The sequence below is a fragment of the Nitrosomonas sp. genome, from assembly GCF_022842015.1.
GTDB lineage: Bacteria > Pseudomonadota > Gammaproteobacteria > Burkholderiales > Nitrosomonadaceae > Nitrosomonas.
Genome location: NZ_JALHQJ010000037.1, coordinates 1 through 24,324 on the forward strand (window position 1 = coordinate 1; position 24,324 = coordinate 24,324).

22 protein-coding genes are annotated in these 24,324 nt (G+C 44.0%); 13 read left to right on the forward strand and 9 right to left on the reverse strand.

Annotated features, from left to right (window positions below; all coding sequences use genetic code 11):
- The first annotated feature begins 215 nt into the window (after positions 1-215).
- The 5 genes from rimP (at position 216) to truB (ending at position 6,302) form a co-directional block, all read left to right on the forward strand.
- Entirely contained in the window at positions 216-644 is a 429-nt protein-coding gene (gene rimP / locus Q0C11_RS08435) for a ribosome maturation factor RimP (protein WP_293007140.1), read from the forward strand.
- Between the two features lie 23 nt (positions 645-667).
- Positions 668-2,140, forward strand: a complete 1,473-nt coding sequence (gene nusA / locus Q0C11_RS08440; RefSeq protein ID WP_293007113.1) for a transcription termination factor NusA — start codon at positions 668-670, stop codon at positions 2,138-2,140.
- A gap of 87 nt (positions 2,141-2,227) precedes the next feature.
- Entirely contained in the window at positions 2,228-4,885 is a 2,658-nt protein-coding gene (infB, locus tag Q0C11_RS08445) for a translation initiation factor IF-2 (protein WP_293007114.1), read from the forward strand.
- Positions 4,886-4,905: 20 nt separating this feature from the next.
- A complete protein-coding gene (gene rbfA / locus Q0C11_RS08450; RefSeq protein WP_293007115.1) occupies positions 4,906-5,289 on the forward strand; it encodes a 30S ribosome-binding factor RbfA in 384 nt (127 codons plus the stop codon).
- A 17-nt stretch (positions 5,290-5,306) separates the two neighbouring features.
- The gene (gene truB, locus Q0C11_RS08455; RefSeq protein WP_293007116.1) at positions 5,307-6,302 is read left to right on the forward strand and encodes a tRNA pseudouridine(55) synthase TruB; all 996 of its coding nucleotides are present in this window, start codon (positions 5,307-5,309) and stop codon (positions 6,300-6,302) included.
- 13 nt (positions 6,303-6,315) lie between these two features.
- Here truB and rimO read toward each other — a convergent pair whose 3' ends face one another.
- From rimO to Q0C11_RS08475, 4 genes are all read right to left on the reverse strand, one after another.
- Complete coding sequence (rimO, locus tag Q0C11_RS08460) at positions 6,316-7,683, reverse strand: 30S ribosomal protein S12 methylthiotransferase RimO (protein WP_293007117.1); 1,368 nt, start codon at positions 7,681-7,683, stop codon at positions 6,316-6,318.
- A 197-nt stretch (positions 7,684-7,880) separates the two neighbouring features.
- Positions 7,881-8,105 carry a hypothetical protein gene (locus Q0C11_RS08465; protein WP_293007118.1) on the reverse strand — a complete coding sequence of 75 codons (225 nt, stop codon included), beginning with the start codon at positions 8,103-8,105 and terminating at the stop codon, positions 7,881-7,883.
- Positions 8,106-8,183: 78 nt separating this feature from the next.
- Positions 8,184-8,879 (reverse strand): hypothetical protein, encoded by a 696-nt coding sequence (locus Q0C11_RS08470; RefSeq protein ID WP_293007119.1) that lies wholly within the window; start codon positions 8,877-8,879, stop codon positions 8,184-8,186.
- A gap of 79 nt (positions 8,880-8,958) precedes the next feature.
- A complete protein-coding gene (locus tag Q0C11_RS08475; protein ID WP_293007120.1) occupies positions 8,959-9,876 on the reverse strand; it encodes a LysR family transcriptional regulator in 918 nt (305 codons plus the stop codon).
- A gap of 199 nt (positions 9,877-10,075) precedes the next feature.
- Here Q0C11_RS08475 and Q0C11_RS08480 point away from each other — a divergent pair, with 199 nt between their 5' ends.
- From Q0C11_RS08480 to Q0C11_RS08495, 4 genes are all read left to right on the forward strand, one after another.
- The gene (locus tag Q0C11_RS08480) at positions 10,076-11,497 is read left to right on the forward strand and encodes a form I ribulose bisphosphate carboxylase large subunit (protein WP_293007121.1); all 1,422 of its coding nucleotides are present in this window, start codon (positions 10,076-10,078) and stop codon (positions 11,495-11,497) included.
- A 79-nt stretch (positions 11,498-11,576) separates the two neighbouring features.
- On the forward strand, positions 11,577-11,933 hold the full coding sequence (locus Q0C11_RS08485; protein WP_293007122.1) for a ribulose bisphosphate carboxylase small subunit: 357 nt from the start codon (positions 11,577-11,579) through the stop codon (positions 11,931-11,933).
- Positions 11,934-12,048: 115 nt separating this feature from the next.
- Entirely contained in the window at positions 12,049-12,855 is an 807-nt protein-coding gene (locus Q0C11_RS08490; protein ID WP_293007123.1) for a CbbQ/NirQ/NorQ/GpvN family protein, read from the forward strand.
- 63 nt (positions 12,856-12,918) lie between these two features.
- Entirely contained in the window at positions 12,919-15,246 is a 2,328-nt protein-coding gene (locus Q0C11_RS08495; RefSeq protein WP_293007124.1) for a nitric oxide reductase activation protein NorD, read from the forward strand.
- Positions 15,247-15,381: 135 nt separating this feature from the next.
- Here Q0C11_RS08495 and Q0C11_RS08500 read toward each other — a convergent pair whose 3' ends face one another.
- A complete protein-coding gene (locus Q0C11_RS08500; protein WP_293007125.1) occupies positions 15,382-16,578 on the reverse strand; it encodes an HD-GYP domain-containing protein in 1,197 nt (398 codons plus the stop codon).
- A gap of 563 nt (positions 16,579-17,141) precedes the next feature.
- On the opposite strand from Q0C11_RS08500, the gene Q0C11_RS08505 reads away from it, so the two are divergent.
- Positions 17,142-17,387, forward strand: a complete 246-nt coding sequence (locus Q0C11_RS08505; RefSeq protein ID WP_293007126.1) for a DUF6868 family protein — start codon at positions 17,142-17,144, stop codon at positions 17,385-17,387.
- Positions 17,388-17,450: 63 nt separating this feature from the next.
- Here Q0C11_RS08505 and Q0C11_RS08510 read toward each other — a convergent pair whose 3' ends face one another.
- The 4 genes from Q0C11_RS08510 to Q0C11_RS08525 all read right to left on the reverse strand — a co-directional run bounded on the left by Q0C11_RS08510 (position 17,451) and on the right by Q0C11_RS08525 (position 20,896).
- Positions 17,451-18,236 (reverse strand): aldolase, encoded by a 786-nt coding sequence (locus Q0C11_RS08510; RefSeq protein WP_293007127.1) that lies wholly within the window; start codon positions 18,234-18,236, stop codon positions 17,451-17,453.
- Between the two features lie 17 nt (positions 18,237-18,253).
- Positions 18,254-18,658, reverse strand: a complete 405-nt coding sequence (locus Q0C11_RS08515) for an RNA-binding S4 domain-containing protein (RefSeq protein ID WP_293007128.1) — start codon at positions 18,656-18,658, stop codon at positions 18,254-18,256.
- Positions 18,659-18,665: 7 nt separating this feature from the next.
- Entirely contained in the window at positions 18,666-19,898 is a 1,233-nt protein-coding gene (locus Q0C11_RS08520; RefSeq protein ID WP_293007129.1) for a bifunctional alpha/beta hydrolase/OsmC family protein, read from the reverse strand.
- Between the two features lie 143 nt (positions 19,899-20,041).
- The gene (locus Q0C11_RS08525; RefSeq protein ID WP_293007130.1) at positions 20,042-20,896 is read right to left on the reverse strand and encodes a hypothetical protein; all 855 of its coding nucleotides are present in this window, start codon (positions 20,894-20,896) and stop codon (positions 20,042-20,044) included.
- Positions 20,897-21,227: 331 nt separating this feature from the next.
- On the opposite strand from Q0C11_RS08525, the gene Q0C11_RS08530 reads away from it, so the two are divergent.
- From Q0C11_RS08530 to Q0C11_RS08540, 3 genes are all read left to right on the forward strand, one after another.
- Positions 21,228-22,148, forward strand: a complete 921-nt coding sequence (locus Q0C11_RS08530; protein ID WP_293007131.1) for a hypothetical protein — start codon at positions 21,228-21,230, stop codon at positions 22,146-22,148.
- Positions 22,149-22,662: 514 nt separating this feature from the next.
- Positions 22,663-22,986 (forward strand): hypothetical protein, encoded by a 324-nt coding sequence (locus Q0C11_RS08535; protein WP_293007132.1) that lies wholly within the window; start codon positions 22,663-22,665, stop codon positions 22,984-22,986.
- 394 nt (positions 22,987-23,380) lie between these two features.
- The gene (locus Q0C11_RS08540) at positions 23,381-24,301 is read left to right on the forward strand and encodes a branched-chain amino acid transaminase (protein ID WP_293007133.1); all 921 of its coding nucleotides are present in this window, start codon (positions 23,381-23,383) and stop codon (positions 24,299-24,301) included.
- Positions 24,302-24,324: the final 23 nt, after the last annotated feature.

The following is a 24,324-nucleotide window of genomic DNA, read 5'->3' on the forward strand; positions in this document are numbered from 1 at the left end:
ACTCATGCGTTCAATCAATTCCATCCATGCTTTGAATTCCGTTGATTTCATTGTGCACACCTCTATATCTCAATGCACGTTGGACAAACAATTCAATAATTAATTGTTACATAGCCTTTGCGAAGTTTATATTCCATATTTTATAAATATTTGTTAAAATTCGCTTAGTAGATGCGATGGGCTTTTTCGGCCCATTTTTTATTTGTGGTGGAGCTATGGCACTGGAAGAATTACTGGAATCGACTCTGAATGGTTTGGGTTATGAGTTGGTCGAAGTGGAACGATCAGCACACAACAAATTGCTAAGAATATTTGTAGATAAAGTTGGGGGTATTGGCATTGATGATTGCGTGACCATCAGTAACCACTTGAGCCGATTACTAGCAGTTGAGAATATTGATTATGGCCGATTGGAGGTTTCGTCACCAGGATTAGATAGGCCCTTACGAAAAGAAGCAGATTTTCTTCGGTTTAAAGGAGAAATAGTAAAATTAAAGCTGCGCGTTCCTTTAGAAGGTCAAAAAAATTTTGTAGGGATTTTACGAGAAGTGGATAATGGCATAATAAAACTTGAAATCGAAGGAAAATTATTAGACCTTGAATTAAGTAACCTTGGAAAAGCTCGTTTGGTTCCAAAATTGTAGGATAAGGATTTAACTGGAGAATTATGAGCCGCGAAATATTACTGTTAGTTGATGCATTAGCGCGTGAAAAAGCAGTTGAAAAAGAAATTGTTTTCACAGCGTTGGAGCTTGCATTATCGTCCGCCACCAAGAAACGGTTTCAAGAAGATATTGAAGCTCGCATTTCTATCGATAGAGAGACAGGGAATCATCAATCTTTCCGCCGCTGGCTGGTTGTAGACGACGATTCCGTGGAAGATTCAGCGCGCCAAGTTGCTTTAAGTGATGCCATACAAACTGATGCCGATATCCAAGTTGGTGATTATCTTGAGAAAACACTGGAACCGATTGAATTCGGGCGCATCGGAGCACAAGCAGCAAAGCAAGTAATTTTCCAAAAAATTCGTGAAGCTGAGCGTGAACAAACTTTGAATGATTTTCTTGAAAGAGAAGACTATTTAATTAACGGCACAATCAAGCGCATGGAACGTGGCAATGCCATTATTGAATCTGGAAAAATCGAGGCGGAATTACCGCGTGACCAGATGATACCAAAAGAAAACCTGCGTGTCGGTGATCGCGTGCGTGCCTATTTATACAAAGTGGATCGTGCCGCCAGGGGGCCGCAATTAAAACTTTCACGCATTTCCCCTGAATTTCTGATGAAATTATTTGAGTTAGAAGTTCCAGAGATTGAAGAAGGCTTATTAGAAATTAAAGTAGCCGCACGCGATCCCGGGTCGCGCGCCAAGATCGCTGTCAAATCAAACGATCAACGTGTTGACCCAATTGGAACTTGCGTAGGTATGCGCGGATCTAGAGTGCAAGCAGTTATTAGCGAACTGGCAGGTGAGCGTGTTGATATCGTACTGTGGTCCGATGACCCTGCCACTTTTATTATTAATGCACTGGCACCCGCAGAAATCAGCAGTATTATGGTTGATGAAGAAAGACACAGCATGGATATTGTGGTCGATGATGATAATTTGGCGCAGGCTATTGGCCGAGGTGGACAAAATGTACGTTTAGCTTCCGAATTAACAGGCTGGGAGCTCAACATCATGACCGTAGAGGAATCAAAAACCAAGCAGGAGCAGGAAACGTCACAAATCTATCAGATTTTTATGCAAAAATTGGATGTTGATGAAGAAATCGCAGAAATACTTGTGCAAGAAGGTTTTGTTTCGCTTGAAGAAGTAGCTTATGTCCCATTAAACGAGATGCTGGAGATCGAATCATTAGACGAAGAGACAGTCAATGAAATAAGAAATCGAGCACGTGATGTATTGTTAACAGACGCTATTGCTAACGAAGAAAAAGTCGAACATGTTGCTGAAGATTTGCTTTCAATCGAAGGAATGGATATCAATATTATTCGAGAGTTAGCAGCAAAGGGCATCACTACCCAATCTGATTTGGCTGATTTAGCTGCTGACGACTTAGTTGAGATGACTGGTATTGATATTGAACGTGCAAATCAATTAATTATTAAAGCACGTGAACCATGGTTTACTTAATTTTAAAAACTGGCTGATAATAGATTAGCCGATTTATTCATTTTATAGTGGAACCTGTCTGTAGTTTTGATTGTTGGAAGGTTATAAATGGCTCAAATGAGTGTGGAACAATTTGCGAATGAACTGGGTTTGCTACCGGCAGTACTGCTGGAGCAACTTAAGGCTGCCGGTGTAAGAAAAATGCTGGCGGAAGACAGTTTGACTGAGCAAGATAAAGCTCTGTTACTTGATTATCTAAGAAAAACACACGGTACAACTGAGACCAAAAGCAAAGTTACTCTGACACGCCGACAAACCTCCGAGATTCGGAAATCTGACAGTACTGGCCGAGCACGGACCATTCAAGTAGAGGTTAGGAAAAGACGCATTCTGGCAAAACCAATGATGGTTGACGATGCTGATACTGTACCGGCAACAGCAAGCAAACCAACGGATGTTACCAACCAAGCAACTACAGGATCCGTCATTGATGAAGATCAATTGGCTTTGCGCAATGAAGAAGCAAGAAAACAAGCGGAGCTAATTGCACGCCAAGCTGAAGAAGTAAGGCAAAAAAAGGCGCGCAAAAATACAGACACGACTGATCTTGCACAAAAGAAAACTGCCGAAGCAGAAATAATTACTGAAACGAAGCTATCAACACCACCACCACAGTCTTCAGATACTACTCAGCCAATAAATGGTGTGCCCCCAATCACTGCCAAGAACAATGAAACTGAGCAACAGAGCAATATAGATTCGCAATCTAGCTCGACTGACGGAACATTACATAAACCGGTAGTAAAGCCTGAAGAAAAAGCAGACAAGAAAAAGAAACAAGCCAAGCAGCAAGTCATTTGGAAAGATGAAAATACCAAGAAACGAGGTGTTAAAACCCACGGTGATCTTAGCAGCGGACAAGGTTGGAGAACCCGTAGAGACAAGCATAGCAAGCCTGTACATGCAGAAGATCAGAATATCCATGGCTTCTCCGCTCCGACGGAGCCAATTGTGCGCGACATTATGGTGCCGGAAACCATTTCCGTGGGCGCACTTGCACAGAAAATGTCGGTTAAAGCTGCTGACGTTATCAAGGTATTGATGAAAATGGGCAGCATGGTGACAATCAATCAAATGTTGGATCAAGACACTGCAATGATCGTCGTGGAAGAAATGGGGCATATTGCAAAATATGCCGAATTGGATAGCCCAGAGAGTTTCCTAGCTGACCGTGAATCAACAGCAATTGAAGCAGAACTGGTTGCACGTGCTCCTGTAGTTACTGTTATGGGGCATGTTGATCATGGAAAAACTTCATTATTGGACTACATCCGTCGCACGCGCGTTGCTGGCGGCGAGGCTGGTGGCATTACCCAACATATCGGTGCTTACCATGTAGAAACTGATCACGGCATGATTACTTTCTTGGACACACCCGGTCATGAAGCATTTACCGCAATGCGTGCACGCGGCACAAAAATTACCGATATTGTCATTCTCGTGGTCGCTGCAGATGACGGCGTTATGCCTCAAACTATTGAAGCTATACATCATGCAAAAGCAGCGAATCTGCCCATCATTGTAACAATCAACAAGATTGACAAGCCTGACGCAAACACTGAACGCATTCGACAGGAATTGATTGCCCACGAGGTTTTACCTGAGGAATGGGGTGGCGATACAATGTTCGTTGAAGTTTCGGCTAAAACGGGACAAGGTATTGACACCTTATTGGAAACTATATTATTACAAGCCGAAGTATTGGAGCTTAAAGCGCCAATTAACACCCCTGCTAAAGGCGTCGTGATTGAATCACGCCTTGATAAAGGACGCGGACCCGTCGCTACAATTCTAGTGCAATCAGGGACGCTAAAGCGTGGCGATGCACTGCTAGCTGGCGCAGTGTTTGGCAAGGTTAGGGCCATGACCGATGAAAATGGCAAAGCTATTAAGCAAGCAGGAACATCTATTCCAGTTGAAATTCAGGGTTTATCCGAAGTTCCTGAAGCTGGTGAAACAGTTCTTGCGCTGGATGATGAGAAAAAAGCACGAGAAATCGCATTATTCCGTCAAGGTAAATACCGGGATGTCAAACTTGCAAAACAACAAGCCGCAAAACTTGAAAGCGTTTTTGATCAGCAAGACGATGTAAAAATTCTATCCTTGATCATCAAAGCTGATGTTCAAGGATCTTGCGGAGCGTTGGCATATTCTATACAGAAGCTTGCAACTGATGAGGTTAAAGTCAACATCATCCACAGCGGAGTGGGTGCAATTATTGAATCAGATGTCAATCTATCAATAGCATCAAAAGCTGTAATTATCGGTTTTAATGTTCGCGCAGATGCAGGCGCACGCAAATTGATTGCGGCCAACGATGTCGACGTGCGGTATTACAACATTATTTACGAAGCCGTCGACGAAATAAAAGCCGCACTCTCAGGATTGATGTCACCTGAACGTAAAGAAACTATTCTAGGCCTGATTGATATTCGTGAAGTCTATCGTATACCTAAAGTAGGCGTAGTAGCCGGATGTTACGTATTGGATGGCATTGTCAAAAGAAATTCATTAGTCAGAATATTGCGAGATGGCTTGGTAATTCATAGCTCCGAGCTCGATTCACTGAAGCGTTTTAAAGATGATGCTAAAGAAGTCAGAGAAGGCTTTGAGTGCGGCTTATCGCTCAAGAATTTTAATGATATTCAAGTAGGTGATCAACTGGAAGTCTATGAAATTGTCGAAACCGCACGCTTCCTGCAGTAAGCGTTTATACAACATAAAGTATGCCTAAAGACTTTTCCCGTAGTTTACGTATTGCTGATCAAATACAACGCGAGTTGGCGGACTTGATACAAAATGAAATTAAGGATCCGCGCGTCAAACAAATCACCATCACGGCTGTCGAGGTAACTCGTGATTATAGTCATGCCAAGATTTTTTACACGACGCTGGTTCACCGAGATGAAAGCTCTCTAGTAGAAGAAGGCTTAGAGCACGCTAAAGGTTTTCTGCGCTCAAATTTATCTCATCGCATGAAACTGCGCCTTGTCCCACAGTTACATTTTGTTTATGATGAATCAGTTGAACGTGGTTTTCGTTTGTCAAAATTAATCGACGAAGCCGTTTCCCAAGATAAATCACTTCATCCAGCCGATTCAGATAACTAATCAATTTCACCAGTTGATTGCACATTAATATCTCAAATATCCCATCAAATAACCTGATTAAGCCCAAGAAACGTAACATTAGTGGCGTTTTATTATTGGACAAACCCTATGGAATTTCATCCAATAAAGCATTGCAAACCGCAAAACAATTATTTGTTGCCGCCAAATGTGGGCATACTGGGACTCTGGATCCAATGGCAACTGGATTACTCCCAGTTTGTTTCGGCGAAGCCACCAAATTCTCATCGATATTGCTAGGTGCTAACAAAACCTATGAAGCAACGTTAAAGCTCGGTTTCATGAGCACAACCGGTGATGCGGAAGGCCTAATCAGTCAGGTCGCAGCAACTGTTCAGAATCCAACATTCACACAATGTCAACAAACACTGACACAATTTATTGGCATAATCAAACAAATGCCACCTATGTTCAGCGCACTTAAACATCATGGTAAGCCGCTCTATTGTTATGCTAGAAATGGCGAGGTCATTGAACGTCAAGCACGTGAAATAGTCATCCACGAAATTCAAATTCAGTCACTCAATCACAATGAATTACAACTAAGCATTCAATGCGGCACTGGCACTTACATTCGGGTACTTGCTGAAGACATTGGCAAAGCAATGGGATGCGGCGGTGCTTATTTGACTGGCTTACGCCGCTCTGCGATAGATCGTTTTGATTTATCACAAGCATATTCCTTAATCGCACTTGAAAATATGAGTTTGTCCGAACGGGATAATTCCTTATTACCCATTGATTATTTACTACATGATTATCCGTCAATCACGTTAGACCGATTGAACGCATTGCATATTCAGCAAGGCCGCAATATTGTATTCCCGGAAAACATCAGTGAAATGATGAAGGATAGGAAACTGATTCGATTGTATTCCGAGCAGCATCAATTCTTAGGGTTAGGTGAAATCACAATAGAACAAACAATCACAGCGAAGCGATTACTTTCAGACTCCTATTTACTGGAATACGCCACACAAAATTTCTCTGGGTAATATAAAAAACTTCCTATTTCGAGCCACTGCTATGATGAGAAGGATCACAATTTAACGTGACGGCAAACAAATCATGCGCGTCCGATCCAGTAATTTGGACTTCAATGAATTCACCTGGCCGCAGATATTCAGCTTTTTCCACATAAACTGATCCATCAATTTCCGGTGCATCCGCGCTACTCCGCGCAATCACTTGACTCTCAGTTAATTCGTCAATCATGACCGTCATTGTATGACCTACTTTCGCAGCTAATCGTTGGCGACTGATCTCTTCCTGTCGTTGCATGAAACGCGCTCGACGATCTTGCTTAATTGCCTCGGGTATATGATCAGGCAATTCATTGGCAGCAGCGCCTTCAACGGGAGAATACGTAAAACAACCGACGCGATCCAATTGCGCTTCCTGCAAAAAAGATAAAAGATCTTCAAATTCAGCCTCGGTTTCACCCGGAAAACCGACAATAAAGGTACTTCGCAATGTGATATCAGGGCAGATTTTCCGCCATTGTTGAATTCGAGCCAAATTATTCTCAGCACTTGCGGGCCGTCTCATCGTTTTGAGAATGCGCGGATTTGCATGCTGAAACGGCACGTCAAGATAAGGTAATATTTTACCTTCGGCCATCAGTGGAATCACCTCATCCACATGTGGATATGGATAAACATAGTGTAGCCGCACCCACACTCCCAACGATCCCAAAGCTTGTGCAAGCTCGGTCAATCGTGTTTTCACCGGTCTCCCTTGCCAGAAACCAGTACGGTATTTAACGTCCACACCGTAAGCGCTGGTATCTTGCGATATGACCAACAACTCTTTAACACCAGCATTTACCAAGTGTTCGGCTTCCTGTAACACTTGATGAATCGGACGGCTAACCAAATCACCGCGCATTGATGGGATAATACAAAACGTGCATCGATGATTACAACCTTCGGAAATTTTTACATACGCATAATGTCTCGGTGTCAGACGAATTCCCTGCGGAGGTATCAAACTGATATAAGGATCATGGGGTTGTGGCAAATGCGCATGTATAGCAGACATGACTTCTGGCAACGCATGCGGCCCGGTAACCGCCAACACCTGAGGATGCGCTTTTTTGACAAGCTCTCCATCTTCTTTAGCACCGAGACAACCTGTCACGATCACTTTGCCATTCTCTGTCAAAGCTTCGCCAATAGCATCCAACGATTCTTCAACAGCACTATCAATAAACCCGCAAGTATTGACCACGACCAGATCGGCATTTTGGTATGAGGCCGATATCTCATAGCCTTCAGCCCGTAACTGAGTCAAAATTTGCTCTGAATCGACCAACGCCTTTGGACACCCCAGAGAGACAAAACCAACTTTTTGCGAAACTTGCTTAGCTGACGACATAAAATAATTATTTGAAGACGGTTATTGTGAAAACCTTAGATTGTATCTGAATACGGTTCCAAACAATTCTTTTCTGCCGCCAGTGACAGAACAGTAACAAAATAAATTGCCTAACAATAACCAATAACCGACAATAAAATCAATAACTTTACAGACTCGAGCAATCCGGCAAAAAACCAGCTTAAACTCGCAATTGATTACGTAGACCCCGTAAATCGAGCCGCATCAATAATTGACCAAAGATGAAAAATTCCGCCGATGATTGCCGGTATAATCAGCACCGCAAAAAAATAACCTGTACCACAAATTGCAAAAAATAAAAAAGCTGGTAATAAGCGCCCCTGCACCAGCTGCCCTAACCCCGGTATAAAAAAACTGCATACTGCAGCCACCACGTTTCCACCCGATCCCTGCCCTGACATTATTATTCGTCCTCTTTATCTATTCAATAAGTTTAAATTACCTCCGGCAAAGCCGGAGGCTTACCTCACTGCGTTAATTTATACGTCGGTTGTATTCTTATCTTTAGTTGGCTGATCATAATCGATACCCACCATATCGCCTGCCATCTTTTTTTCACGTATTTCATCCAAATCTGCTAACTTGTTTAGTCGCAGTGTTGTTTCCTGGGTCACCTGATCAAGCTTTTTCATTGACCCGGGTGACAACGTGTTACTTCTATTAATCTCCAGTTTGAAGAAATGCAGATTGTTCAAAAAATTTCCAGTAATATCCTGCACTGTTCGCATGGTCGCTTTGAGCATTTTTAATTTTTCTTGCTGAATCTCAGCTTCTCTCAGTGACTGTAAATGCATTAGCCGTTCTTGATGTAATTGGTTAATACTATCGCGCTGCAATAATGACAAAACAGTTGTAACCCAGATTGCTAAGATACTTAGAAAGCGATTGGTATAAGCTATATACATTTCAACTCCACTGAGCGGCGACCCTAGATATCCGAACCAAACTAAAATAGTACAGAATGTTGCAACTGCTATGGTGAAGCCTTTGTGTGGCGATTTCAATGAAATTAATACAACAATGATATAGAAAACACCGCTGGCAATACCCATTGATGTTTTCAAATCAACCAATAGAATCAGCAGTGCACTTAAACTGCACCATAAACCGACAATTACTGTAGACGATTTTTTCACTTTGGCAGCAGTTTTATCAAAAAAACCAAAATAGGCCATTCATTAAGAATCATGCTTAACTAAAGTCAGGCACCTCGCACATGCAAGAATGCGTGATATTTTTATATTAGTCAAAGTATTATGTTCGTTTCGACACCAGCATCAGCTTTTCTGCTTCTTTCAGCAAGAACTCTCTAAATGCATTTGCAGTACTGGATAAGCGCTTATTTTTCCGATTCACGACATGCCAGTAACGCACGATGGGGAAACCCTGAACATCCAGAATTTTCAACCGGTTCGTTTCAAGTTCCAGTTCCGCAGTATGCTGCGACATGATACCCAAACCCATGCCTGCCTGTACAGCCTGTTTGATAGCTTCAGTCGTATCTGTTTCCATACCTTTATTGATCGTGATTTTATGAGCGGCGAAAAAACGTTCCATGGCACTGCGTGTGCCGGAACCGGACTCCCGCACTAAAAAAGTCTCCTCGGCCAATCGTTCTACGGGAATAAATCGCTCGTTACACAACGGGTGATCCGGAGGTGCCACGACAACCAATGGGTTCTCCATGAAAGATTCGCTATCAATATCCAGATTTTCGGGAGGCTGCCCCATAATCGCAAGATCAATCAAATTATCCGCCAGTTGTTTTAAAACTGCTTCACGATTGGAAACATTTAAACTCACGGTCACACCCTGGTAACGTTGACAAAATTTTGCTAATAAATGCGGCGCGAAATAATTCGCTGTAGTAACGACGGAAATATTCAGCTTGCCGCGTTCCATACCTTTTAATTCATCTAAAGCCACTTCCACATCGGATAGCTGCTGAGCAATCGATCGGCTGTATTGATACAATTCACGTCCCGCTTCGGTCAGATAAATTCGTTTTCCCAGCTGCTCCAATAACGGCAAACCAATGTTACCTTCCAGCTGTTTGATTTGCATAGAAACAGCAGGTTGCGTCAAGTGTAGCTCATCAGCTGCACGCGAATAACTCAAATGCCGGGCAACCGATTCAAACACTTGCAATTGACGTAATGTAAGATGTAGCATGCATCGTTTCACTAAGATTTAATATAAGCAATACCTTATTATACACATCAATATTATTGATTTGTTCTTATGGATATATGTCGCTATAGTGTCATTCATAGACTTAAGTAGTCATGTTTGTTGTGTGTAACGCAATCTCCCCTCGTTTCTGTCTGATCTTTTGGCTGGAGGTGAGTGGAATTTAACTGGAGAAGAAACTATGGCAGTAAAAACATATAACGCTGGTGTAAAAGAATATAGACAAACTTACTGGACCCCTGATTACATCCCATTAGATACTGATATTCTGGCATGTTTTAAAATTACGCCGCAACCCGGCGTGCCTCGTGAAGAAGTAGCGGCTGCCGTCGCTGCAGAATCTTCTACTGGCACCTGGACCACGGTGTGGACCGATCTGTTGACCGACTTGGATTACTACAAAGGACGTGCTTATAAGATTGAGGATGTACCTGGGGATGACTCTTGTTATTATGCTTTCGTAGCTTACCCAATCGATTTGTTTGAGGAAGGCTCGGTAGTTAACGTGCTGACCTCGTTGGTAGGTAACGTATTTGGATTTAAAGCGCTGCGCGCATTACGTCTAGAAGATGTCCGCTTCCCGATTGCTTATGTCAAAACTTGCGGTGGACCTCCTGCAGGCATTCAGGTAGAACGCGATCGCTTGAATAAATATGGCCGCGCACTGTTAGGTTGTACCATTAAGCCCAAACTGGGCCTGTCAGCAAAAAACTATGGCCGCGCCGTATATGAATGTCTACGCGGTGGTTTAGATCTGACGAAGGATGACGAGAACATTAACAGCCAACCTTTCATGCGCTGGCGCGATCGTTTTGAATTCGTGGTGGAAGCTTGCCAGAAAGCCGAACGTGAAACCGGAGAACGTAAAGGTCACTACCTTAATGTAACCGCACCAACCCCAGAAGAAATGTATAAACGTGCAGAATTTGCTAAAGAGTTAGGCGCGCCAATCATTATGCATGATTACTTAACAGGTGGCTTAACAGCCAATACGGGGCTGGCAAACTGGTGCCGCAACAACGGAATGCTATTGCACATTCACCGTGCCATGCACGCCGTGCTTGATCGCAATCCACATCATGGCATCCATTTCCGCGTTCTAACCAAAGTACTGCGTTTATCGGGTGGTGATCACCTGCATTCCGGAACTGTAGTCGGCAAGCTAGAAGGTGATCGCGCAGCAACTCTTGGCTGGATTGACACCATGCGCGATAAATTCATCAAAGAAGACCGTAGCCGCGGCCTGTTCTTCGATCAAGACTGGGGTTCCATGCCCGGTGTATTCCCGGTTGCCTCAGGCGGCATTCACGTTTGGCATATGCCAGCGCTGGTCGCGATCTTTGGTGACGATGCCTGTCTACAGTTTGGTGGTGGTACCTTGGGTCACCCCTGGGGTAACGCTGCTGGCGCTGCTGCTAACCGGGTTGCATTAGAGGCCTGTGTAGAAGCACGTAACCAAGGTGTTGAAATCGAGAAAGAAGGTAAAGCGATTCTGACCAAGGCAGCCAAAAGCAGCCCTGAACTAAAAATTGCCATGGAAACATGGAAAGAGATTAAGTTCGAGTTTGATACGGTTGATAAACTAGACGTAGCGCACAAATAAACAATACATAACTAAAGAAGAAAAGCCGATGCTTAACCATGCTTTTCTTCTTCATCTCTCTAATAATGAGGAATAAATTATGACCGAAGTAATCGATTACAAATCACGTGTCAGTGATCCAGCAAGCCGTAAGTTTGAGACATTCTCCTATCTGCCTGCGATGGCTGACAAAGACATCAAGAAGCAAGTACAGTATTTGATCAGTAAGGGTTGGAATCCTGCCATTGAGCATACAGAACCAGAATATGTGATGGATTCCTACTGGTACATGTGGAAACTACCCATGTTTGGCGAAACGGATGTCGACCGCGTGCTGGCAGAAGCTGCCGCATGTCATAAAGCCAATCCAAATAATCATGTTCGCTTGATTGGTTACAACAATTTCAACCAGTCACAAGGCACAGCCATGGTGATATACCGCGGCAAGACTGTATAGACGACAGACACAACGGGGTTCGTACCCTGGAACCCCCCTTACCTGCAACAGGATCGGGGGGTTTTTTTTGATCAAAATTAAAGTACTTTTCCGATAGCAAGAACAGGAGTTCATCATGAGCAAAATCATTGATCAATACCGTGTAACCACTGAGCCCTATTACCATCCTGTAGCCGATGAGGTGAAATTATATGAAGCCGCCTATTCGGTGCGCATGCCTATGATGTTGAAAGGCCCTACCGGCTGCGGCAAAACCCGATTTGTCGAATACATGGCTTGGAAATTAAAAAAACCGCTGATTACCGTTGCTTGTAACGAAGACATGACCGCCTCTGATTTGGTGGGACGTTTTTTATTAGATGCCAAGGGCACACGCTGGCAAGATGGGCCGTTAGCTGTTGCTGCGCGTTATGGCGCAATCTGCTATCTGGATGAGGTGGTCGAAGCCCGCCAAGACACTACGGTCGTCATCCATCCACTGACCGATAACCGCCGTGTGCTGCCTTTAGAAAAGAAAGGAGAATTGATTCAGGCACACGCAGATTTCCAGGTGGTCATTTCCTATAACCCTGGCTATCAAAGCTTGATGAAAGATTTGAAACAATCGACCAAACAACGTTTCGGCGCGCTGGATTTCAATTACCCCAATCATGAGATAGAAAGCGAAATTGTTGCGCACGAATCCGGCATATCTTCTGATATCGCCGAAAAATTGGTATCCATCGCTGAGCGCGCTCGCAACCTGAAAGGACATGGCTTGGATGAAGGTATCTCGACGCGCATGTTAATTTATGCGGGCAGCCTAATCACCAAGAAAGTTGATGCTCATGCAGCCTGCCGTGTCGCATTGGTGCGCCCAATTACGGACGACCCTGATATGCGTGATGCACTGGACGCAGCGGTTAGTACTTTTTTTAATTAAGTTAAGCGGCTTTTAGAGCGCGCAAACCGATCGATTGTTTTATGAAGATAGACAGGTGCTTTCATGAGTATTAATCTGAATGACTATAAAGAGCTACTGGAAGATCTGGAACCCGAATCCATTGAATTACTACACCATGCCTGGCCTGAAGTCGTTAAAATTTTTTCACCGCGTGGATTGGATAACTATCTGAAAGGCGTTTCAGCACTACAGAGATTGGGGCGCGGACGCAGCTTAGTTGATTGTTGGATTGATGAAATCCCACTGGTAGCCAAAGAAGTCGGGGAAGATATTATTGCTGATTTGGCCACTTCTGTTCTTTCGCTTGCCTCACGCACCTCTGGCGCTGTGATTGAATTGGTATTAGCCACCTCCCCCACAGCAGCCAAACGTCTCGGCGATACTCAGCTATTTCAAAATTATCTGCAATTTCTGAATACATTGATTGCACAAGCGCCGCGTGGCATGCGTCCAATGCTCAATAAACTGGATATCCTGTTCAGTCAACTGACTTTAGGGGGCTTGCGCCGCTGGGCAATGTGGGGCGCGCATGCGCATCGCACCAACTACGAAGAGCAAATCAAATACTTCGGATTGGATTCCAAGGAGTCGCTCGCGATCCTGCAAAAAGAACGTAAAGGAACGCTGTTTGTTGATGTACAGCGCCGTATCAATATGTATCTGCGCGCATTGTGGGGTCGCGATTTTTTCATGAAGCCGACTTCTGGTGACTTTGAATCACGCGAAGGCTACAAGCCGTTCATTGAAAATTATTTCATTCACCTGCCCGATGCATATGACAGTCATGGCGACATTTCCGCCACCGAGGTCTATCGCGCCGCTGCAGCGCACGCTGCTGCGCATCTGGTGGAAACCAAGGTGCCGATTTCCGCAGAAGGCTTAAATCCAATGCAAATGGCGATCATTGCCATCATCGAAGACGCACGCGTCGAGGAGCTTTCAATTCGTCGTTTTCCCGGCCTACGCAAAGCCTGGTCAGCACTGCACAACGCCACCCCGGACATGAACGTTTCGATAGGTGATTATCTCAACCGCCTGGCGCGTGCATTGCTTGATCCGGACTACAAGGATAAAGATTCGTGGATCGTTGAAGGTCGCAAATTGTTTAAAGCCGCGCAAGATAATCTCAATAGTTACCAAATTTCGTGGGATATCGGCGTACAACTCACGCATAGTTTCCGCACTAAAAATATTCCATTCAATGCCCGCACCGATATACTCACGGCACCGTATCGCGACGATAACCGCTACTTCTGGGAATTCGAGGAGTTTGATTTCAATAAGTCGCTTACTGCTGGTTACCAAGCGCCTAAACAAGTCCGTAAATACGTCAATGTGATGGAATTTGCCAATGAAGTTGAAGTGGAAACAGCCGGAGACGATGCACAGGAAATCTGGGTCATGGGCACCGAATTCTTCCCCTACGAAGATAATGGTGTTTCATTCAATCAAACAGAAGGCAAGGAGCCTGTCTCAGCGCCGTACCACTATTCCGAATGGGATTATCAAATTCAACTGGAGCGCCCGGATTGGGCAACTGTACAGGAAAAGCGTGCCAAGCTGGGCGACATGCAGTGCATTGATGACATCGCATTACAGTATAAACGTGAAATTGCACGCATGAAATTTTTGCTTGATGCCATGCAGCCGCAGGGCACACGCCGCATTCGCAAACTGGAAGATGGCGATGAAATTGATATCAACGCCGCCATCCGCTCGATGATCGATATCCGCATGGGCATGCAGCCCGATCCGCGCATCATGATGCGATCGGTACGTAAAGTGCGCGATATCTCGGTACTAGTACTGCTCGACCTATCCGAGTCCACCAACGAAAAAGTCTCCGGTCACGACTACACTGTGCTGGATCTGACCCGCCAGGCTACCGTACTTCTTGCCAACGCTATCAACAAAATCGGTGATCCGTTTGCGATTCACGGTTTCTGCTCGGATGGTCGACATGATGTGGAATATTTCCGCTTCAAGGATTTCGAACAACCCTACAACGAAATTCCCAAAGCCCGCCTAGCCGGCATGACCGGGCAATTATCGACGCGCATGGGAGCCGCAATGCGTCATGCCAGTCATTACCTGAAACTGCAAAAATCCGCAAAAAAACTGCTGCTCGTCATCACCGACGGCGAACCCGCTGATGTCGACGTGCGCGATCCGCAATATTTACGCCACGACACCAAGAAGGCGGTGGAAGAAGCAAGCCGCTCCGGCATTCTCACCTACTGCATGAGCCTCGATCCCCGTGCCGATCAGTATGTATCCCGCATTTTCGGCGAACGCAATTATTTGGTGGTGGATCACGTGGAGCGCTTACCGGAGAAATTACCGGTGCTGTATGCGGGATTGACGAGGTAAATTATCGAATACAGTTACATGATTTCTGGCAGAGACAGATGCTTATCATGAATACAAAATACCCGGGAGCGCTAAAACTTTCTCCCGTGAAATTCGTTATAAACGTCAAGCAAGCATAGCAATTGCCAAAGCGGATTAAATTCCCTGAATCTTGTTAAGATCAAAATCCCATTTAGCCGGATCTTCGATACTCTGAATGGCGTCAGTCTCTTTTGATAAATCTATAATTTCTGAATGAATATGTGCGTTGATTCGGGTAGAAAAAAAAATTTTTACGATGGGCGTAGTGAGTTTTTTTGTAGACTGTTCAATCACCACGCCCAGTCGTTCGGATTTGAGTTTTAACAAGGTCCCGGATGGATAAATACCTATTGTTTTTACAAAGGCCTGAAAAACAGTTTCATCAAAATGCCCGTCTTTCCAAGAAGCCATTTTGCGTATCGATTCAGCCGGAGACCAAGCTGATTTGTAGCAACGATCTGAAGTGATTGCATCATAAACATCGCAAACAGCACCCATCCGCGCAAACAACGATAGTGCATCACCGGATAATTTTTCCGGATAACCTTTTCCATCTACTCGCTCGTGATGGTGCAAACAAACATCCAGAGCTGACTCATGGACTTGGTAACAGGATTTCAGAATTTCCCAGCCGCGTTTCGGGTGGCTCTTCATAATGACAAACTCTTCATCCGTCAATTTTCCGGGCTTGTTGAGCACTTCATTCGGAATCACCATTTTTCCTATGTCATGCAACAATCCGGCAGTGCCTGCTTGTTTAATTTGCACCGCGCTTAAACCCAACACCCTTCCCAACGCTACCATCAGCACGCAAACCGCAACCGAATGCAGGTAGGTATATTCGTTGACATTTTTCAACCGAATCAATGTAAGCAATGCATTTGGATTTCGCTCCATTGATTGATTGATCTCATCCACTAATGATTCCGCTTCTTCAATTTCGAAAGCCTTACCCATTCGAATATCGCCAAACATCGCAGCAACCGCTTCTTTAGCTTTATGTTGAATTATTTTGGCGGCATGCAGTTCTTCCTCGACCGAAGCCCGTGCGACCGGTTTCTTAGTTGGTTGTGACGGTTGATCCAAAATCACAGGCTCAGGATTTTCTACCTGGATAATTTTGGCAACATCAAGGCCTTTACTGGTATCAATCCATATTTCATCCAGATTGCAGTTCACAAGCTTATCCAAGTCTTTTTGCTGATCCAGCTTAAATGATTTTCTCCAGAACGGATGTTCCATCCAATTGCCACCAATTGCATGAATATACATTCCCAACCGGACTTCACTTACTTTCACTTTTTTTATCATCAGGCACAATCTAAAAAACAAATAAGAAACTTAATATATTGGGTTATGAGTTCGATCCGTCGATGCTAATATAATCACTTAGCAACTCTCTGATACCAATCGACTCGGCCTTCAGGTAACAGCCGCGGATCTACAATAAGAAAATACATTGTGCACTTCTTCGTGAAAAACTAAAAACAGGAATAAGAGGGGTTTTAGCGCTTGAATTAAGTATAAAACACAACATTTGCTTTTCATCCCAATCTTTATCGAATCTTATCTCGCTGACTGGATGGTTTGTATTCAATTGATGAATTCAACAGTTTTTATTATGCATACCTGTTGTTCACATACCCACGAGATCAAGAAGCTGCTTAACTCATCACCCAACAAGGGGGAAAACATGGCTATAATCTATCAAGAAATACTTAAACAAAATAATAACATAAGTTGAATCAGCCCTCTTTCTAAAGCCGTTGGGAGGATAATTTCCGCCACACTATAAAACTTTTCGCTGAACCAACTAGAAGAAGCAAAAATGTGACTTAGTAACACTGATACATCTAAACAGCAGGAAACACAAAATGAATTCAATCGAAACAATCACAGCATTCTTTGGATGGTGCACTGTTATCAACTACGGGATATTGATTTTTATAACCATTTTCATAGTACTCATGCGCGGTTGGATGTCAGGAATCCATAGCAAGATGTTCGTGCTGAGCGAGGAGGATTTATCGCGCGCATATTTCCAATATTTGGCGCAATACAAGATAGCTATTTTTATCTTTAATTTCGTGCCTTACGTGGCTTTGAAGATATTAGGATAAGCAGCTCTGTTATATCGATGGCACTGCGATGAATGAGAGAAGTGGATCGCACTTGGCCCACAGTTACTCCAGGCAATCTGTTACTTTTCTTAAAGTACGCCGCGCATAATACGCAAAAGCCACGCTACTGCGTTGTCCACGCAGGATCCAATCGCGCGCTTCCCGCCCTAAATCGGGATCAATCGACTGAATCTTACCGGCGCATGCCGCCAGCAAGTGCATTCGCGCCGCACGCTCAAAAGCCAGCGCCAGTATGCACGCTTCTTCAATACTGGGACTAGCGATCAATAGGCCGTGGTGCGCTAACAATAAGGCATGTCTGTCACCAATTGCTTTGGCAATCAGTTCGCCCTCATCATTGCCCACTGGAACGCCCGGCCACTTGGGCAGGAAAGCCACATCGTCATAGAGCACGCAATTATCCATGTGCGAGATTTCCAGTGGCACTTCCAGCATGCTCAGTGCAGCGGTATGTATGGCGTGCGTATGAATAATGCACTGCACATCAGACCGGGCGCGATACAGCCAGGAATGAAAGCGATTGGCTGGATTGGCCATGCCGTCGCCTTGCAGCACTTCCAAATCTTCATTGACGAGCAATAGATTACTAGCACAAATTTCGTCAAAGCCGAACCCCAGCCGTTGCGTCAAATAAGTACCCGGTTGTTCACCACGCGCGGTAATTTGTCCGGCCAATCCTGAATCATGCCCATTATCAAATAAAATTCTGCAGGTCAGCGCCAATTTTTGCGCTTGCGTATAATTTGCGCCGAGCAAATGTTGATCCATTTGCACCAACGATTGTTTGATCAATTGTTCTTTGTCTAAATTGAAGGTGTCATTGCTCATTTTCTCTCACTTGATCCTCAAAATTCATCAGCGCTTGAAGTAAGCCGCTCAATTTCTCGTCGATCACGCTTGGTTGGGCGTCCTTTGGCAAAAAAAGGCTGAGGCTGGGCTTTTAGCCGAGCGGCCAACAACGCCCGTTCCTCGCGGCTTTCATCGGTTTCACGATAAAGCTGCTGTGCTTGTGGCGCAGAGCCTCTTTTATTCGATAATCCCAATACTTCAATCACATACTGATAATTATTAATACGAATTTCTATTTTATCCCCTACTGCAACTGTTTTGGCAGGCTTGATACGTTGATCGTTAATCATGACCCGGCCACGATCAATCGCTTCGGCCGCTAATGCGCGCGTTTTGAAAAACCGCGCCGCAAATAACCATTTATCTATACGATATTTTTCATTATTATCAACGGATCCCATATCAGTTTTAATCTGTAAGATTGGTATCTATCTGGATTTTGTTTTGCAGGGTTTTATGAACCGGGCATTTATTGGCGATTTCCAATAATCGGGCACGTTGCTGATCGCTCAGATCGCCTGTCAGTCGAATGCTTCGTGTTAAGACGTCAATTTGCGTCTTTTGTTTTTCACAATCAGCGCAATCTTCAGCATGGATCCGATCATGCTGCAACTCAACTTGAATATCCTGCAAGTCAATTTGCTTATGATTTGCATACATACGCAAGGTCATTGAAGTACAACTACCAAGCGCAGCAAGTAACAATTCATAAGGATTAAATCCAAGATCAGAACCTCCGAGTGCAATAGGTTCATCACTGATCAAGCGGTGATGCTGTGTCAAAATCTCACGCGTGAATTTTTTATCGCGCTCGCGCACTATCACAACACCCTGTTTGACCGATGACCCTGCTGTTTCCTCTTGCTTTTCTGATAGTTGACTTGTTTTTAGGTAACAACTCGCCCAGGCGGATAATACCTCAGCAACATACTGCGAGTCTTGCGGGTCGGTTAACATATGATCTGCATGATCCAGCGACACAAAGCTTTTTGGATGTTTGGCCGCGGTGAATATGCGTGCTGCTTCGTCTATCGAGACCGTGTCATCCAGCGGTGCGTGCAAGATCAGCAACGCCTTTCTCAATTCGCCAATATGCGCCACGGAATTATATTTTTCCAAATCATCAATGAATTGCCGACGAATATTAAAACTTCTTCCACCCAACTCAACTTGTACCGATTGCTGATCCTGCAATTTATGATACGAATCTGCAAACAAATGCTTGACATGCGATGCGGTTGCCGGCGCACCAATAGTAACCACCGCTTTTACCGATGGCAGCTCCTGTGCCGCCGCTAATACGGCAGCGCCGCCCAGACTATGCCCGATTAACAATGAAGGCGCAGCATACTGCTGCTCGAGATATTGCGCTGCGACTAATAAATCCTGAATATTGGACGAAAAATTGGTGTCCGAGAAATCTCCTGCGCTAGTACCCAATCCAGTAAAATCAAACCGTAATACGGCAATGCCACGGCTAGCCAATGCAAGAGCAATGCGTGCAGCCGCAGGATTATCTTTGGAACAGGTAAAACAATGGGCAAATAGCGCATACGATTTAATAGCGCCGGTTGGCATCTCCAACAAACCCGTTAATGATTCACCTTCCGAATTCTCAAATACTGCTTCAATACGTGACATGGACTACCGACCTCTTCACAGCAAATTACACAAAACCTAAATTAGCTATGTCTGAATAGTACCAAAAATGACCGATTAAAACCCGTTCATTCGCATGAATAGAAAAAGTACTGAGATAAATCCGATAAAATCATAAAACGCTGTCATGCAAAATTTAATTCCTGCGCAGCGAATAGTGCAGAATTTTGCTTCTCGTTTTTCAATACCTGATCCAGACGAAATGGATTAAAGTATTGTAGCTGCATCACAGGATCATCCTGTAATCTATCAATCGCAGCTTTTGCGGCCACAACTGTCTCGAAATTCGCAGTCACACCCGATAGAATTTGTTGCAAAACCGCAAGATCTGTGACGATGCCAATTTTATCGACAGAATGATATTTTGCAACTTCGACTCGATTATCGAATAGCTTTGCCGCGTTCCCCCAAACAGGATTATCGTGATCGACACTGATCAAGGTTTTAATGCCCCAAACGATCATTGTCCCAAAAGTTTTTCCAACCTTCAATTGAGCCAGAATAAATTCAATTACAACGGCTTTGTTCTCAGCGGTGAAGGTATCGCATAATAAATGATTGATAATTTTTGTGACATTATGAATATGAAAGTGCAAAGCTGCTTCACCCCAATTGGAATCAGATGTAGGAATCGAGAATAAGACATCGATGAATTCTGAAACCAATTCCGTCTGGGAAGATCCGGACGATATTTTATTAACCATATATTCGATGACTAGGGCCTTATTCCTGCTTGATATTCGATCACCGAACAAATCCTCTGCCAAAGCACTGGCAAAATCGATCGGGGAAAGATTAACATCATATTGTTTATCAAAAAAGAGAACGCTTTTCGCCAATGATTGCGCCAAATTCTCCAATGCTTGGCCATGCTTCAACTGCGCAGCGAGATGATTGAGATTACTCGCGCCTGGAGGTGCATTGAACATTGCCAATATGAGTTGAAGAATTGAAGTTTGTTGTTTAATGGGCAACGGCATGTCCTGATATTCCTCGCATGAATGGCGCAAATTTATTCTTAAAAGAAAAGTGATGTAATGAACACTGCCTCTAGAATAAAAGTTTCCTTTTCTTTCATGTGGTTGAAAAATGTCGATTAAGAAGTACTCAGTGTTTTGAGAATCATTGAAAGCAGATGTACTACAATTCTATTCAATGCATTACATAATATGTCCATTGAATTATCGGTTAAGGCATCACTATTGGCAATGTGACATATTGTCGCATCCGAAAAGTCAATAAACATTATCTTTCCCAATTAGAAAAGAAAACATGCGCCACTCTAACGTATTTATTCAACAATAATTCTATATGACATCGTTCCGAATACTTATTCTCGGTCATGGGGAAATGGGGCATGCGATGGAATTTCTGCTCAAAGATCGTCATGCACTAGATATTTGGGAGAAATTCCCTCAAAACAGCGGCTCATCCGTCGATCTTGAAGCAAGCGTGCCGCAGGCTGATATTGTATTGTTCTGCCTACCGGTGAATCCGCATCGTGAAGTAATACAGCACATCGCACCTGGGCTGAAAAAAAACTGCTTATGTGTCAGTATTGCCAAAGGGTTGGATGATTCAGGTAAAACTGCGGCTCAAATATTTGCCGATAACCTTGTGCACGAACAACCTTACGCCCTACTTTATGGCCCAATGATTTCCGAAGAAATTCGATCCAATCGATATGCTTTTGGGCAATTGGGCTGCCATGATTTTACTTCATTCGATAGGATTCAGACTTGCTTCGCTCACTCCAAACTGCTACTTGAATACACCCCAGACATTACCGGTATCAGCTGGTCGGTGATTTTAAAAAATGTATACGCCATGGCCTTTGGCATGGCCGATGAGCTCAGGCTGGGTGACAATATGCGAGGCTTTCTTGCTGTAGCCGCGCTGCAAGAATTGAATCAGATTGTACTTGAATTAGGCGGGCAACCGAGCAGTCCTTATCACTTGGCGGGATTAGGTGATTTGATCACCACTGCGACGAGTGAAAATTCGCATCATCATACATTAGGCCGGAAACTGGCCAGAGAAGAAACGGATGCGATTACTGGAGAAGGACCACATACTTTAAAAATGATCAATCAGTATCAGCTAGTAAATACGCAAAACTATCCGCTGCTGCAAGTCATTAACGCAATCGTACAGCATCCCCAAAATGTTCGACTGAAATTTGAGAATTATCTGAAAGTATTTTTCCTGAATCATCAAACTTTGCATCAATAGTTTAGGCAATCTTTTCAGGCTGTAAGAAGCTGGCAATTGAACCAATGACCTATCTAGTCATACCACCAGCAAGCTCATCTCGCATCAGTTACCTTGGCTGGTCGAGTGTTTAATTTGCACATCATGATTTCAATCTTGCTTTTACTAACAAACCAGCACGTTAGCAGCGGCATACCTTTTTAACGATTTCTCTTGTATCTTGTATCCTGGCGAGATATTTGATTGTCTGTCATTGCGCATTCGCTTTTTGTTTTACAAAAGCTATACTATAGGAACAAGCTTTAAACTTACTTAAATTAGCGTTGTCTGGGACAAAAAGCCGCATAAAGAAGAAGTGCGTGACGTGTTTCACGGATAGCTCACCAAGATGCAGCGGGAGTGAGTGCATATGCAGTTTTGCTCATCTGTCACCGATTAGCTGCTTAAGAAATAATTAGAATTGAATTGAAATTAAACAATCATCTAACCTCCATTTGACAGAGAACCTGTCGAATTTTAGTAAAAAGGGATCAACATGTTTCGCTCATTTTTTTTGCTAATAGCCTTTGCGAGTATGCTCCTTGGCTGTACCACTTCCAAAGAAGTGTATCTTGCTGATGGAGCCAAAGGGCATAATATCAACTGTAGTGGCTCTCGCAGAAATTATAGTCATTGCCTGGAGAAAGCCGGGGATATCTGTGGCACACGGGGATATCACGTGCTGAACCAGCAAGGTGAGATTGTTCCTTTGTCACAGGCAGTCCGTGAATTTAGGGCAACTGCGCAATCAACTTCAATCGGATTTCTGACACAATCGAGCTCAACGACCAATCGCAATCTATTTATCAAATGTAAATAAAAGGAGAGAACAGTCGAAAATAATAGGAGACATAATCATAAGATATGTCTCCAGACGAATGCTGCATTAAGAAAAGCCATCGTCACACTCAGCCCGTCAGCAGCGCGGCGTATCTTGTGTGCGAATGTAAATGACAATGAATCCACCGCCACAATCCAATCATTACTCAATCAAACTCACCATTTCACATTGTCTCCTCTATCTTCAGTCTATTTGTGCTGTCCGATAAATCAATGACATACATTATGCGCACAATTAATAATTCCTCGAAAAACCTAACTGCCTTTATTAATAAATACGCCGCGATATGACAATCCATTACAGTGTTTTTACGCTACGCCAAATTAAGTTAGAATATACGCTTTTTAGAATCTATCTTAAGGGGAGTTCCTGAATGTCAATGGCTGACCGTGACGGTGTGATCTGGTACGACGGGAAGATGGTTCCCTGGCGGGATGCCAATATACATGTATTAACCCATACGCTGCATTATGGGTTAGGTGTTTTTGAGGGATTGCGCGCCTATGAAACCGCACAAGGATCAGCAATATTCCGCCTGCAGGAGCACACTGACCGCCTGTTTAACTCGGCGCATATTTTCATGATGAAAATACCTTTCGGCAAGGATGTAATCATGCAAGCGCAATGTGACGTAGTAAAACAAAACAAATTAACTTCCGGTTATATCCGCCCGATCATTTTTTATGGCGCTGAAGCAATGGGTCTTTCCGCCAAAACATTGTCCGTGCATGTCGCTATTGCCGCTTGGCCCTGGGGCACGTATTTGGGTCCTGAAAGCCTGGAGAATGGTATTCGCGTCAAGACATCGTCGTTCACCCGGCATCATGTCAACATTAATATGTGCCGAGCCAAATCGGTTACAACTTACGCCAATTCAATTCTGGCCAATCAGGAAGTTGGATTGAATGGATACGATGAAGCGTTATTGCTGGATGTTGAAGGGTATGTTGCTGAAGGTTCGGGAGAGAACATTTTTATTGTCAAACAAGGCAAAATTTTCACGCCTGACCTCACTTCCTGTCTGGAAGGCATTACGCGCGCATCCATCATTGAATTGGCCACAGAAATAGGCATTCCCGTGATCGAAAAGCGCATTACACGCGATGAAGTTTATTGCGCGGATGAGGCATTCTTCACCGGCACTGCTGCTGAAGTCACACCGATTCGCGAACTGGATAACCGCATTATCGGAGCAGGCAAACGTGGACCGATCACCACGCAACTACAAACGCTATTTTTTGATTGTGTCAAAGGTAAAGCTCAAAATCACGCCAACTGGCTTACCTTGATTTAATAATGCACCATTGGAGTTAACTT